This is a genomic window from Hyphomonas sp. UBA4505, from assembly GCF_002388685.1.
Classification (GTDB): Bacteria; Pseudomonadota; Alphaproteobacteria; order Caulobacterales; family Hyphomonadaceae; genus Hyphomonas.
In genome coordinates, this window is sequence record NZ_DGMZ01000008.1 from 1 (window position 1) to 13443 (window position 13443).

Sequence of the window (13443 nt, forward strand, 5' to 3'; positions counted from 1 at the left end):
TCATGGTCGCTGACGGGGAACACCAGACGTCCGACAACGGCGTATCAGTGTATATGGTGACTACGAAAACAGGTGACAACATCGTTTTCGCCTTCGCGGAAGACACTTCTGCGGAACTGAAACACGTGATCGATATCGACGGCATCTCCGTTGAGTGGACCGGGCCAGTCTACGCATACATCCAATCCAGTACTTAGTGACAAGACAGGTGCGTCGATCGCACCGGGAGGACCAGAAATGCCTGCTACGCCAAATCAGTCGGATTTGTTCATGAACAGCCCCGCCAGCGATGCTGAAGATATCGGGAACGGCATGCGCCGAAAGATTCTCGGCTATGACAACAACCTGATGCTGGTGAAGGTGTGGTTCGAGAAGGGCGCTGTCGGTCCTGTCCACGCTCACCCTCACACGCAGACGGCGTATGTCGTCGAAGGGAAGTTCGAAGTCTTCGTCGATGGCGAGACACAGGTATTGGAAGCAGGAGGCTGCTTTTTCGTCCCGTCGGGTGCTGGACATGGTGCTATGTGCCTGGAGGCCGGCATTCTGCTCGACATCTTCAGCCCCGCTCGGGAAGACTTCCTCAATGGCGAGGGATACTCGTCATGAAACTTTCGGGCCTAAGATGGTGGGTTGTTGGACTCGTCGCGTTTGCGACTGTTATCAACTATATTGACCGGCAGACATTGAGTGTTCTTTGGCCAGACATCGCAGCGGAGCTGTATCCGGAGAAATCGACAGCACAAGTTGACCAGATTTACGGCTTCATCTCCGTGGTTTTCATATTCTCCTATGCCTTCGGCCAGGCGATCTTCGGCAAGATTTTTGACTGGATCGGCACGCGTCTCGGTTTTGCTTTGTCAATCGGCGTCTGGTCTGTTGCGACAGTGATGCACGCTTTTGCGCGCGGTGTGGTTTCGTTCAGCATTTTCCGCTCCATTCTCGGTATCGCTGAGGCAGGCAACTGGCCTGGCGCGGCCAAAGCCAATGCAGAATGGTTTCCAACCAGGGAAAGGGCTTTTGCCCAAGGCATTTTCAACTCCGGAGCGGCGATCGGCGGGTTGATTTCAATCCCTATTATTGGCTTCCTTTCGATCCACTTCAGCTGGCACATCATCTTTGTTCTTGTCGGCGTGCTGGGCTTCCTTTGGCTCATCCCTTGGTGGGTGCTCGTCAAGTCTCCCCCCAAGAACCACCCTTGGCTGAATGAAAACGAACGCGAATACATCCTGACCGGTCAACTCAATCAGGATATCGACCAGGATGGCGAGCCGGATGACGGTTATGCACCGGGCACCGGAGAAATCCTGAGCCGGAAACAGAGCTGGGGCGTGATCATCGCGTCTGCCGCGATTGATCCGATCTGGTGGCTCTTTATTGTCTGGATTCCGCTTTACCTGAACCGTGTCTATGACATGGAGGTCAAGGAACTCGCGCTCTATGCGTGGGTCCCATATTTCGGCGCCATGCTGGGTGCCTGGTTTGGGGGACTTCTGGCCCAGAACCGCATCCAAGCGGGCTGGACTGTCGATGCCACCCGCAAAATGGTCATTTCCCTCGGGTGCCTAATCATGCTTCCGTCTCTTATGATGCTCGCGGATCCGACGCTGATAGCCTCAGTGTTTGGGATGACCGATCCTGCGACGACGACGCTTGCGACCATCTCAGTCATCATCATGGCGACCATTCTGTTCGGCTTCCAGACTGCTATTGGCAATGTCCAGACACTGCCGAGCGATTTTTACAGCGGTAGGTCCGTGGGCACGCTCTCGGGCTTTGCAGGCATGGCCGCAAAGCTCGGTGCGGCCGGGCTGACCTTCCTGGTTCCAGTCATCACGCAGGGCGACAATTACGCGCCCGTCTTCATCATCGGCGCCGGACTCGCTTTGCTGGCGTTGTTCGCAGTGTGGATTCTCTGTGGACGGATTGAACCGCTCAAGCCACGCGGCGCGCTAACGCGCTAACTTATTATCTAAATATTTCTGGAATTAGGAGTCATGAATATGTCAAAACCCGTCATTGGTTTCATCGGTCTTGGGCTGATGGGCGGCAATATGGTCGAAAACCTGCAGAAGCGGGGTTTCGAAGTCATCGTGATGGATCTCAACAAGGATGCCGTCGCTGCTGTTCTGGCGAGAGGAAATGCGACCGAAGCCAGCTCGCCCAAGGAACTGGCTGAAAAAAGCGACATCGTTGAGCTCTGCGTGACGACGTCCGAAGTGGTCGAGAAACTCGTCTACGGTGCCGATGGTATCCTAGAAGGCATCAAGGATGGCTCTGTCCTCATCGATTTCGGCACGTCCATTCCAGCATCCTCCCAGAAAATCGGCGCGGACCTCGGCAAGAAAGGCGTGGGCATGATTGATGCGCCCCTCGGTCGTACGCCTGCGCACGCCAAGGACGGGCTGCTGAATATCATGGCTGGCGGTGACAAGGCGACGTTCGACAAGTACGAGCCGGTCCTCAAGGAACAGGGCGAAAACGTCTTTTATCTCGGCCCGCTCGGTGCCGGCCACACGACAAAGCTGATCAACAACTTCATGGGCATGACAACCGTCTGCGCCATGTCGCAGGCTTTCGCTGCGGCAAAACTGGCCGGCGTAGACCGCGGTCAGCTCTACGACATAATGTCATCTGGTCCGTCCAATTCGCCGTTCATGAAGTTCTGCAAGAACTACGCGGTCGACGGTGTGAGCGACCTTGGGTTCTCCATCAACAATGCAAACAAGGATCTGCGTTACTTTAACCAGATGGTCTCGGATCTCGGTTCTCGCTCCCTGATTGCCGAAGGCACCTCAAGTAATCTCTCAGCAGCCGTCGAAGCCGGAATGGGCTCAGGTAATGTGCCGGAAATCTTCGACTACTTCGTTGATTTGAAAAGGTAAGCGATTACGAGTTCTGTCCGTTCCAAGATTGTTTTTTGTTTACATCTACACCACACAAGCCGATTTTCGGCAGAACCGCGCATCGAAAGGCATCGACCATGTCAAAGACCATCGTCACACTTGGCGAACTCATGATGCGCTTGAAGCCCCCCGGCAAGTTGCGTCTGCGCCAGGCGCAGGCCTTCGAGGTCTGCCACGGGGGCGCCGAGGCCAATGTCGCCGTATCGCTTGCAGAGTTTGGTCTCGCCTCTCGCTTGGTCACGGGGCTTCCGGAAGGTGAACTCGGAGCGCAAGCGCTCCGGTTCCTCCGGGCCCACGATGTCGATACGAGTCAGGTCATTCGGCGTCCTGGCCGGCTGGGACTTTACTTTATGGAAGAAGGTGCCGATTTTCGCTCCGGGTGCGTGGTGTATGACCGGGCCGGCAGTGTGTTTTCCGAGTTATCCCCCGATGATATTGACTGGAACGCAGCCTTTGACGGAGCAGATTGGTTTCATATCAGCGGCATTACGCCCGCGCTTTCAGATGAGACCCGCCAACTTGCGACTTTTGCCATGGAGGAAGCCCGGAGACGGAATATACATGTTTCGCTCGACCTGAACTATCGCGAACGGTTGTGGGAATATGGTCGATCGGCCATTGAGGTGATGCCAGCTCTTGCTTCGCTGGCCGATACATTGATCGCCGGAAGAGGCGACTGCACCCATTGTCTCGGTGTGGACGGCGAAGGTGAGAATGGCAGTCAGGTGTGGGCGGAATCCCTGACCGAGCAGCTGTTCAGACGGTTCAGCCAGTTAACAAATGCGTCGATCACGCTAAGAAATTCAAAGTCGGCAGAAAATCATAGTTGGAGCGCGCACCTGCGCACGCAGGCTGGCTCCTATTTTTCGCGCACGTACGAAATGACAGCCATCCTAGACCGCGTCGGAACCGGCGACGCTTTTTGTGCCGGGCTGATTTATGGACTGGTCGACGCCCGAAAGCCCAGTGAAGCCCTGGAGTTTGGCGCCGCCGCCAACTGCCTAAAACACTCGATACACGGAGACAGCAACGCAGTCTCTGTCAGTGAAGTCGATGCTCTCGTCTCCACGACACGCTTCGGGCAATTGCGTCGCTGATGGGGTGGTGTCAGTTTAATGCGAACCAGTGCGAACGAGCAGGTCCTAGGCTGCTCTACGGACTCCTGAGAGCGCAGTCGACGCGAAGGAGAGAAGTCTTAGGGATCGCCGCCTTCCCCCACCCCGGTGCATTCAATATCGCCGGCTCAAACCGTCGAGAAATACCCGTACCGCGAACCCGATCGAATGGCGGTGAACCAGTACGTTGGAAGGTCGGTCGTGTTGTCATCTTCCAACGGCCACACCCTGTCGAACGGGGCCGACGTGAATATTACATTTAGCTCTTTGGTGGTGTAGGCTCTTCTGCTCGGTCTGGTAACTGAGCTGGATTCGGTGACCCCCACCGCAGGATTGCTCACTAAGTGTCCTCGAATTACGGCCAGCTGAAGAACAACTTGGATTTGCCTGAGCCGGTCTTTAATGGTTCCTGGGTCAACTTGGCATAATTACTGCCATTGCGGGCTTTTTCGAGCTTCTCCGGAAAACTTAACCGTCTGAGCTCAGATATGGAACCCGACCTGGCTGGTGCTCTTTTCAGGGCATCTCGATACGCCCAGATGTGAGATTTTTGCACCTTAAATATCGGAAGAGACGAACCGGTGAGTTCATGAAACTCAGTCCACGCAACCCGTCTACGCTCCAAAGTCTTTGCTTTCACAGGTGTCGACGAATCCTGTTTGACCTGTTCGTAGACCTCCCAATATTGCTCCAGAGATTTACGCCCCTCCGGCGTTAAAGGTGTATTATCTCCAAGTGCGGGCAATACTGTTGGCTCAGCCTTCAAAAATGGAGACTTTGGTTGAGGAGGTCTTGCTAAGCCGCGAATTTCAGCCAAACCGTGGGTGTACGCATCCGACAGCACACCGGCTGCAGCTTTGAGCATCGCATTGCGAATGGGTGTATCCCTTGGAACGGACGCACTTTTGCTGGTGGTCACATCCAAATAGTGATCGACGAGCCACCCAACTAGCGCTTCAAGTTGCTCGGTATCGGTAGTTGTCAGGGCGCTCCGAAGATCCCCTCAGCGTTGATCGAGGCGACCGCTCTTGCCTGTCTCCGTGCTCAGGAAGCTTTTCGTGATGATTGCAGTTTCCTGTTCATAAGCCACTCGGCAAAAAGCTTTGAAATCATTGGAAGCGACGCCTTCTCTCAGAACGGAAAACGCACCTTCAAACTCCTTGATGCAATCAATGGCTGCTTTGTTGGCATCGTTCTGATCCCGCGTCGAAAGTGACTTGATAATATGAGTTCTGAACCGCTTGCTATTTGGTTTTGGAAAGTAGCTCACGACATCTGAAGGGATCGGATACCTGATCTCAAAGAGTCCATTGGATCTCTCATAAACATAACTCATAGATCGATACCTTCTAGCACGCATAATGAACCCTTCCGACGATCAAGTGACCCCCGGGGAAATGCGTTCTAGCGACACTGAATCGTGTTGAAAAGTGTGTTGAAAATCAGCGATTTTGCATCGCGTAACACATTGTTTTTCAATGGAATTCAAGCCGTGGCAGTCCCTAGGGGAATCGAACCCCTCTTTCCAGGTTGAAAACCTGGCGTCCTAACCGATAGACGAAGGGACCGCACCGGCTCGAAGACAGGCGATATAGCTGCTCATTTCTGACTCGTAAAGCGCTTTGAGGCGGGTTTCTGCAGATAAATCATGCCTCAGCTGCATCACTGACATCCAGCTGTACCCGCCGACGGCCATTCCACTCATCCGCCTTCAATTTTCCAACAACATGGAGCCGCGCATTCGGACGAATTACTTCCCCCAAAGGCTGGTCAGCGCTACGCCAAGCGATGCAATCAAGACGCCCACTGGAGTCTTCGGCGGTGAACTTCAGATGATTTAAGCCAACCTGTCGCACGCCCGTGACATGTACAGATTGCAGCGCGAAAACAGGCTCAGGGGATCCGACACCAAACGGGCCAATACCGGCGATCTGATCAACCAGCGCAGGAGATGCTGCGCCCGGAGACAGGATCGCATCCACGGGCAGTTCCAGTGCCGCAGCACGCTCTGCCGTAAACTTCGCCATATGGCCGACCATCCATGCGTCGAAGGCTGGAATTTGCTCAGGCTCAAGGCTCAGGCCACCCGCCATCGCATGGCCGCCCCCTGACAAGATGACTCCTTCACGCGCCGCAGCTGCAATCGCATCACCAATGTTCACACCGGTTACCGATCGCCCCGATCCCTTAGCGACGGGCCCCAGCCCCTGTCCCCAGCCAATGACTATGCAGGGAAGGTGGAACCGTTCCTTCAGGCGTCCGGCCACGATGCCGATCACGCCGGGATGCCAGCCTTCGCCACCGGCGACCAGGATACCCCGGTCTGGATTACGCTTCAGCGCCTGCTCAGCCTGTGCGGTGGCCTGATCGAGAATCGCCGCTTCGACGGCCTTACGTTCGTCATTAAGTGCGTGCAGCCGCTCGGCCAGCGCAATTGCCTCTGACCGGTCATCCGTAGCCAGAAGTTTCGCGGCGATCCACGGATCACCCACACGACCGCCTGCGTTAAGCCGTGGCCCCAGCATGAATGTAGCGTGGTACACACTGTCCACTTTGCTGATCCCGGATACTTCGGCCAGCGCGCGCAGGCCTTCATTTTGACCGCGGGACAGAATGCTGAGCCCTTGTCGCACGAAGGCTCGGTTTACACCGCGTAGGGGTGACATGTCGCAAAGCGTCCCAAGTGCTGCGAGGTCAAGAAACGACATGATGTCCGGTAGACCTTCCGGAGGCGCAATGCCTCGTTCCCGCGCCAATCGGTTCAATGCGGCAGCAAAAACAAAAACGACGCCCGCCGCAGCGAGATGACCACAACCAGAGTTGCAGTCGGGCCGGTTCGGATTGACCAGTGCAGCCGCTGGAGGGTTATGCCCGGCCATCAAATGGTGATCGATGACGACAATGGGCAGACCGATAGACTCCGCCTCTTCCAGCGCATTGACCGCAGCTGCGCCGCAATCGACGGTAATGACGAGTTCCGCGCCTTTTTCCTTCAAGTGTCGAAAAGCTTCGGGCGAAGGACCATACCCCTCTTCCAGGCGATCCGGCACGTAAAGCCCGAGGTCTTCGCCCCATGCCCGGAAATATCGCGCGAGAATTGCTGAGCTGGTACCGCCATCGACGTCATAGTCAGCAAAGACCGTGACGCGCTTCTTTGCGAGAATCGCGTCGAGCACAATCTCGGCCGCCTTGTCCATGTCTGAGAAACTCGACGGATCAGGAAATGTCTCCCTTAAGGTCGGGGACAGATAAGTCGCCGCTTCGTCTGGCGTCACATCTCTGGTGGCGAGCAACCTGGCCAACAAATCGGATCCACCGACGCTCGGCTGGAGCCGCCGCACCAATGCCTCATCCACAGACGCAAGCGTCCAGAACCGGCCCGTGGCCGATCTCTGCACATCGAATAGCGTCGTATCTTGCTTTAGGGCTGGGTCAGCCATGGGTTCTCCGGGAATCGCTTCCCGGAGATTCTAACGCATCTAGGCTGTCACGGGAAACGCCCGGCTCAGACCTTATGATCGGAGCGCACATAGCGCACCATGCCGTCGAGTGATGTCATGACGAGCGTGTGAGTGTGCACACGACCGTCTGCGGATTTGACGCCGCTGAGCATCGATCCATCGGTCACGCCTGTCGCACAGAATACTGTGTCACCCGAGGCGAGTTCATTCAGGGAGTAAGTGCGGTCGAAGTCGGTAATGCCCGTGCGTTCAGCACGTTTGCGCTCATCATCATTGCGGAACACGAGGCGTCCCAGCATCTGGCCGCCAACACATTTGAGGGCCGCTGCTGCAAGTACGCCTTCGGGCGCGCCACCTTGACCGACGTAGAGATCAATTCCGGTGTGTGGGTTGGTCGTCGCGATTACGCCGGCCACATCGCCATCCGTGATCAGGGCCACGCGCGCGCCAACCGAGCGCAGGCTCTCAATGATGCCTTCATGACGCGGGCGGTCCAGCACACAAGCGGTCATGTCGGTGACATCCATGCCCTTGTGCTTGGCCAGCGCCTGAATGTTCTCGGCAGGTGTCGCATCCAGACTGATAATGCCTTCCGGATAGCCAGGGCCTACAGCAATCTTGTCCATATAGGTGTCTGGCGCATACAGCAGGCCGCCACGCGGCGCGATGGCCAGCACGGCCAGCGCATTGGCCATGGCTTTTGCGGTTAGTGTGGTGCCTTCCAGCGGATCAAGGGCGATGTCGATCTCGGCTCCTTTACCAGTGCCGACTTCTTCCCCGATGTACAGCATGGGCGCTTCGTCGCGTTCACCTTCGCCGATGACCACGCGACCCTGGAAATCAACCTCGTTGAATGCCGTGCGCATCGCATCCACAGCGGCTGCATCGGCTTTCTTCTCATCTCCACGGCCAACCAGTTTGGCGGCGGCTATGGCAGCAGATTCCGTAACACGGACCATGGAATCGGCAAGGCTGGGCGTCAGAACGCTATTTTTCATGAATTCTCAATTCTCCGAACGCGCAAAACATAAAGGCTCTGCGCCTATCTAAAGCAATTAGCTTGCCGACTCGATCCTGATCAGGCGCGGCGGATCAACAGCAATTGCAAATTTTTCCAATCGCGCCAAGGCCGCGTCCATATTTGATCGTTCGCATCGGTGTGTGACAATCGCAATCGGGCTTGCACCAGTATCATCTGCTGAATCTTGAAGCAGCTTGTCGACGGATACGCCTTCAGCGGCCAAAGACTCCGAAAGTGCCGCCAGCGCGCCCGGCTTGTCAGCCAGTCGTACCCGCAGGAAGAACTGGGCCACCTCATCCTTGCGCCCAGTTGTGAAGGGCCGCGCCATGTGGTGTTCTGCGCGTCCAAAGGCCGGACGGATCGCCGGGCGGAACAGCTTTGCGACATCTCCCATCACGGCGCTTGCGGTGGGGCCAGCGCCCGCGCCAGGGCCCGTCAAGGTGACGGCACCCACAGGATCACCTTCGATACGCACCGTGTTCAGGGAGCCATCAATGCGGGCAAGCGGATGCGACACAGGCAAGGCCATTGGCTCAACCCGGCACACAACGCCTTCATCGGTCAAAACACCCTCTGCTATCAACTTGATCCGTAACCCCAGGCGATCGGCTAGGCGCAAATCGAGCAGCTCGACCCCATCTACTCCAGAGACTTCCACCTTGGAGAAGTCGAGGTCAGCAGAGAACGCAATGGCAGAGAGAATCGCTGCCTTGTGCGCGGCATCCATGCCAGAAACATCCAGCGTAGGATCAGCTTCGGCATATCCAAGCTTCTGGGCTTCGGCGAGCACTTCGTCATAAGCGCGGCCCGTTGCCAGCATTTCAGTTGTCAGGAAGTTGCAGGTACCGTTCAGGATACCCGCCACGCGTTTGATTTCGACCCCTGCCAGACTGTCGCGTAACACGCGCACGACTGGAATACCCCCAGCGACAGCGGCCTCGAACAACAGATCGACCTGCTTTTCTTCAGCCAGCTTGGCCAGCGCCATGCCATGCTTGGCCATCAGGGCCTTGTTGGCGGTGACCACCGGCTTACCTGCCTTAAGGGCCTCTTCGACCGCAAACTTCGCCGGGCCGTCAGATCCTCCGATCAATTCAACGAATACGTCGACTTCCGGGTCTTCAGCCAGGGTCGCAGCGTCATCGAACCAGCGATACTTGCTTGTATCGACGGGCCGGTTGCGAGACTGGCTACGCGCGCTCACACCTGCAATCTCAATCTTACCCGGAATGCGCAGGCGCTCCTGCCGCTCAACCAGTTCGATGAGACCACATCCGACGTGGCCCAAACCCGCAATACCTATTCTCAACGGCCCCAATTGGTCACCCTTTCAGTTTGAGTGTCTGACTTTCAGGGGCAGCGCATAGCGGGTTTGGTCGAATGCGTCGAGGGCGCGCGCTACTCTGCCGCGGCGGGCTGGATATCCTTGATCCCGCGGGACTGCAGGAATTTGCGAATATTGCGCGCTGCCTGCCGGATACGCTGCTCATTCTCGACCAGCGCAATCCGGACATGCCCATCGCCTTGCTCCCCAAATCCGGCACCCGGCGCGACGGCCACATGTGCTTCATTGATCAGCTGTAGCGAGAATTCGAGACTACCCATTTCCTTGAGGGGCTCAGGGATCGGAGCCCAGGCAAACATCGAGGCTTTCGGCGACGGGATGGGCCAGCCGGCCCGCGTGAAGCTCTCCACCAGCACGTCGCGGCGTGACCGATAGATCTGGCGAAATTCGTCGACACAATCCTGAGGGCCATCCAGCGCAGCTGCCGCCGCGACCTGGATCGGCGTGTATGCACCGTAGTCGAGATAGGATTTCACGCGCCCCAGTGCGCCAACAAGCTTCTCGTTGCCGGCCACGAAGCCGATCCGCCATCCAGCCATGGAATAGGTCTTCGACATGGTGGTGAATTCAACGGCGATGTCCTTTGCACCATCCACCTGAAGGATCGAAGGGGTCGGCTCGTCAAAATAGATTTCGTTGTAAGCAAGATCGGACAAGACGATCAAATCGTGCTTGCGCGCAAACTTCACGGCTTCCTTGTAGAAGTCGAGATCGCAAACTTCAGCCGTGGGGTTGGAAGGAAAACACAACACCATCGCTGTCGGCGGTGGCACACAATATTTTACGGCCTTGCTGAGATTGGACAGGTACTCTTCCGGCGTGTGCGCAGGAACGCTGCGAATGGATGCCCCGGCGATTATGAATCCGAACGAATGCAGCGGATAGGACGGGTCGGGAGAAAGAATGACATCGCCCGGCGCCGAGATGGCCTGAGCGAGGTTCGCAAACCCCTCCTTGGATCCGAGCGTCACGATGACTTCCCGGTCCATATCGAGGGACACATCGAAGCGACGCTGGTAGTAATTGGTCACAGCGCGGCGCAGGCCCTTGATACCGCGCGAAGCAGAGTAGCCATTCACGTCAGGGCGACGGGCCGTCTCGCACAGTTTGTCGACTATATGCTCTGGCGTTGGCATGTCGGGATTGCCCATACCCAGATCGATAATATCCGCACCTTGCGCGCGCAGCGCCGCCTTGGTGCGGTTCACTTGTTCGAAAACGTATGGGGGAAGTCGGCGGATCTTGTGGAAATCTGTATTCATCTGTTGGCGGCCCGTAGGCCCCTCGTAACTCGTGGAACATCAAAAGCGGATCGTATGGCCTCAATCTCCTCATCCGTCAGGAAGTTGGAGTTGGCCTCAAAGCCCGCAAATCCGCGCCGAACCGATTCCCTGAGGTCTTCGATCTCGGCGGCGGCATTTGCGGGCGCGACCGCTCGCGCGTTTTCCGCAAATACTGCGCGCAACTCAGCGCCGCGCGCTTTCGATGTTTCGAGTGTTTGCCCCGGTGTATTCCCCTTTTCAATTGTCGGAATATCGACAATCTCGGGATAGCCTTCGCCACGAATTTCCACACGGCGCGCATCATACCAGTCCGGTGCCTGGTCGATGGCGGTCCGAACCTTCGAAAACGACCCCGTACATGCTGCCAATAGCAGGCAACATACACTTGTCAGGGGAATCGCCGTGTTTTTCATGGTTAAACTCATTAAATCACAATTATTCCGTAGAATAGTTAGAGGCGGCTAAACAAGGCGATATTGGGACGAATGGTCGACCGCAAGAACAATAAAGACAGCCAGCCACTGCTCGCCGAGATTCTCGCCCAGCAAAACCCCATGCAAATGCAGTCCCTGCTGACCACGCTGGCGCTGGCCAATACCGAATCTCACGCCCTGTTGCTAGATGTCCTGTCAGGATCCGGGCCACTCGGCACTGTGACGAATGGCGACCCTATGGGTGTGGGCGAAGCTTTCCAAGCCGTGGGCCAGGGCTTCGCGAAGAACCCCGTTGCATTGATGAACGCCAACATGCAACTCATGCAGGGTTGGATGGAGCTGTGGCAGGAAATGGCACTGGAAGGCATGACCGGCGCCGCCAATGCGGTCCGGGACAAACGTTTTTCCGACCTTGAATGGGATCGCAATCCCGGCTTCAAATTTATCCGCAAAGCCTATGACCTCAATGCCAAATGGCTGATGGGCTTGGCCGATCATGTGAAAGACGACCTGCCGGACAATATTCACTTGCGCGCAAAATTCTTCAGCCAGCAATTGGCCGACAGTCTCGCGCCGACCAATCATCTCGGCAGCAATCCGCAGGCCCTGCGCACCTTCTTCGAAAGTGGCGGTGAGAGCGTGCTGGCAGGCATCCGGATGGCTCGCGACGATGTAAAAAGGGGCAATGGCAAACTCTACATCACCCAAACTGACGAGACGCCGTTCAAACTCGGCGAGAACATCGCGACGGCGCCCGGTGAAGTTGTTTTCAGGAATGATTTGATCGAACTGATCCAGTACAAACCAACTGGCGAGCAGACCCATGCGCGTCCGTTGCTGATCTTCCCGCCCTGGATCAACAAATTCTACATCCTCGATTTGCGCGAAGAAAACTCGATGATCCGCTGGCTGCTAGACAAGGGCCTGTCAGTCTTTGTCGTCTCGTGGCGCTCGGCCGACGAAGTGACCCGCGACTACACGTGGAACGACTATGTGAAGAATGGCATCTATGCCGCCGTCGAAGCCACGCTTCAGGCGACTGGGCAGAAGGGCCTCAATACAGTCGGGTATTGTATCGGGGGCACCCTACTCTCTTCAGCCCTCGGCCACATGGCTGCCAGCGGCGACGACCGTATCAAGTCAGCCACCTTCTTTGCATCCCAGTCCGATTTCAGCCTAGCCGGAGACCTGAAAGTCTTCACCGACGATAATGGCCGCGCCTATATCGACTCCATCATCGAGGAACATGACGGCATCATGCCTGGAACGATGATGTACGAAACCTTCAACTGGCTACGCCCGATTGATCTGGTCTGGCGCTACGTCATTGACCAGTACATGCTGGGCAAGGAGCCGCGGCCGTTCGATTTGCTGTATTGGAACGCTGACCAGACCAATATTCCGGGCAAGGTACACCGCAGATACCTCAAGGACTGTTACGCAGAGAACAAGCTCGCACGCGGCAAGTTCAAGGTGCTCGGCGAAACAGTGGACCTGCAAAAGGTCGATATCCCGATCATGGTGCAGGCCAGCCGCGACGATCACATCTGCCCCATGGAAAGTGTCTACCGCACCGCCAAGGTATTTGGCGGCAAGACCAATTTCATCCTCGCCGCCTCAGGCCACATCGCCGGCGTAGTGAACCACCCGGATTCCGGAAAATACTGCCATTGGACCAATAATGGCGCGCTGCCAGAAACTGGCGCGGAATGGCTCGAAGGTGCGGAGGAGCATGCAGGCTCCTGGTGGCCGACCTGGTGGGACTGGCTACGGCCGAAGTCCGGTCGCAAAGTCATTGCGAAGCAGCCAAAGGACATGGGCCTCGGCGCTGCGCCGGGCACTTATGCCAGAGTTCGTCTTGAGGATATCAGGCTCAAGTAA

The 13443-nt window shown here is 56.6% G+C and carries 13 protein-coding genes and 1 tRNA gene; 6 read left to right on the forward strand and 8 right to left on the reverse strand.

What is annotated here, in order from left to right:
* The 5 genes from B3527_RS04790 to B3527_RS04810 all read left to right on the forward strand — a co-directional run.
* On the forward strand, window positions 1-197 hold a 197-nt coding region (locus tag B3527_RS04790), incomplete at its 5' end, for a hypothetical protein (RefSeq protein ID WP_290478704.1).
* A gap of 40 nt (window positions 198-237) precedes the next feature.
* On the forward strand, window positions 238-606 hold the full coding sequence (locus tag B3527_RS04795; protein ID WP_290478705.1) for a cupin domain-containing protein: 369 nt from the start codon (window positions 238-240) through the stop codon (window positions 604-606).
* On the forward strand, window positions 603-1961 hold the full coding sequence (locus B3527_RS04800) for an MFS transporter (protein WP_290478706.1): 1359 nt from the start codon (window positions 603-605) through the stop codon (window positions 1959-1961). The genes B3527_RS04795 and B3527_RS04800 overlap by 4 nt, the downstream gene beginning before the upstream one ends.
* Window positions 1962-2000: 39 nt before the next feature.
* A complete protein-coding gene (locus B3527_RS04805; protein ID WP_290478707.1) occupies window positions 2001-2882 on the forward strand; it encodes an NAD(P)-dependent oxidoreductase in 882 nt (293 codons plus the stop codon).
* 98 nt (window positions 2883-2980) lie between these two features.
* Complete coding sequence (locus B3527_RS04810; RefSeq protein WP_290478708.1) at window positions 2981-4000, forward strand: sugar kinase; 1020 nt, start codon at window positions 2981-2983, stop codon at window positions 3998-4000.
* 373 nt (window positions 4001-4373) lie between these two features.
* On the opposite strand, the gene B3527_RS04815 is transcribed toward B3527_RS04810, so the two are convergent.
* From B3527_RS04815 to B3527_RS04850, 8 genes are all read right to left on the reverse strand, one after another.
* Complete coding sequence (locus B3527_RS04815; protein ID WP_290480957.1) at window positions 4374-4937, reverse strand: hypothetical protein; 564 nt, start codon at window positions 4935-4937, stop codon at window positions 4374-4376.
* An 84-nt stretch (window positions 4938-5021) separates the two neighbouring features.
* Window positions 5022-5354 carry a DUF6538 domain-containing protein gene (locus tag B3527_RS04820; protein ID WP_290478710.1) on the reverse strand — a complete coding sequence of 111 codons (333 nt, stop codon included), beginning with the start codon at window positions 5352-5354 and terminating at the stop codon, window positions 5022-5024.
* A gap of 157 nt (window positions 5355-5511) precedes the next feature.
* Window positions 5512-5586 (reverse strand) — tRNA-Glu (locus tag B3527_RS04825).
* Between the two features lie 78 nt (window positions 5587-5664).
* A complete protein-coding gene (gene recJ / locus B3527_RS04830) occupies window positions 5665-7458 on the reverse strand; it encodes a single-stranded-DNA-specific exonuclease RecJ (RefSeq protein ID WP_290478711.1) in 1794 nt (597 codons plus the stop codon).
* Between the two features lie 65 nt (window positions 7459-7523).
* Window positions 7524-8477, reverse strand: coding sequence for a class II fructose-bisphosphatase (gene glpX, locus B3527_RS04835; RefSeq protein WP_256434926.1), 954 nt, complete (start codon window positions 8475-8477; stop codon window positions 7524-7526).
* Window positions 8478-8534: 57 nt separating this feature from the next.
* Window positions 8535-9788: a homoserine dehydrogenase gene (locus tag B3527_RS04840; protein WP_242517329.1), complete on the reverse strand. Its 1254-nt coding sequence runs from the start codon at window positions 9786-9788 to the stop codon at window positions 8535-8537.
* A gap of 110 nt (window positions 9789-9898) precedes the next feature.
* Window positions 9899-11107: an LL-diaminopimelate aminotransferase gene (locus B3527_RS04845; RefSeq protein WP_034811572.1), complete on the reverse strand. Its 1209-nt coding sequence runs from the start codon at window positions 11105-11107 to the stop codon at window positions 9899-9901.
* Window positions 11104-11541 carry a hypothetical protein gene (locus tag B3527_RS04850; RefSeq protein ID WP_156947805.1) on the reverse strand — a complete coding sequence of 146 codons (438 nt, stop codon included), beginning with the start codon at window positions 11539-11541 and terminating at the stop codon, window positions 11104-11106. The genes B3527_RS04845 and B3527_RS04850 overlap by 4 nt, the downstream gene beginning before the upstream one ends.
* Before the next feature lie 72 nt (window positions 11542-11613).
* On the opposite strand from B3527_RS04850, the gene B3527_RS04855 reads away from it, so the two are divergent.
* Window positions 11614-13443 carry a PHA/PHB synthase family protein gene (locus B3527_RS04855; protein WP_290478713.1) on the forward strand — a complete coding sequence of 610 codons (1830 nt, stop codon included), beginning with the start codon at window positions 11614-11616 and terminating at the stop codon, window positions 13441-13443.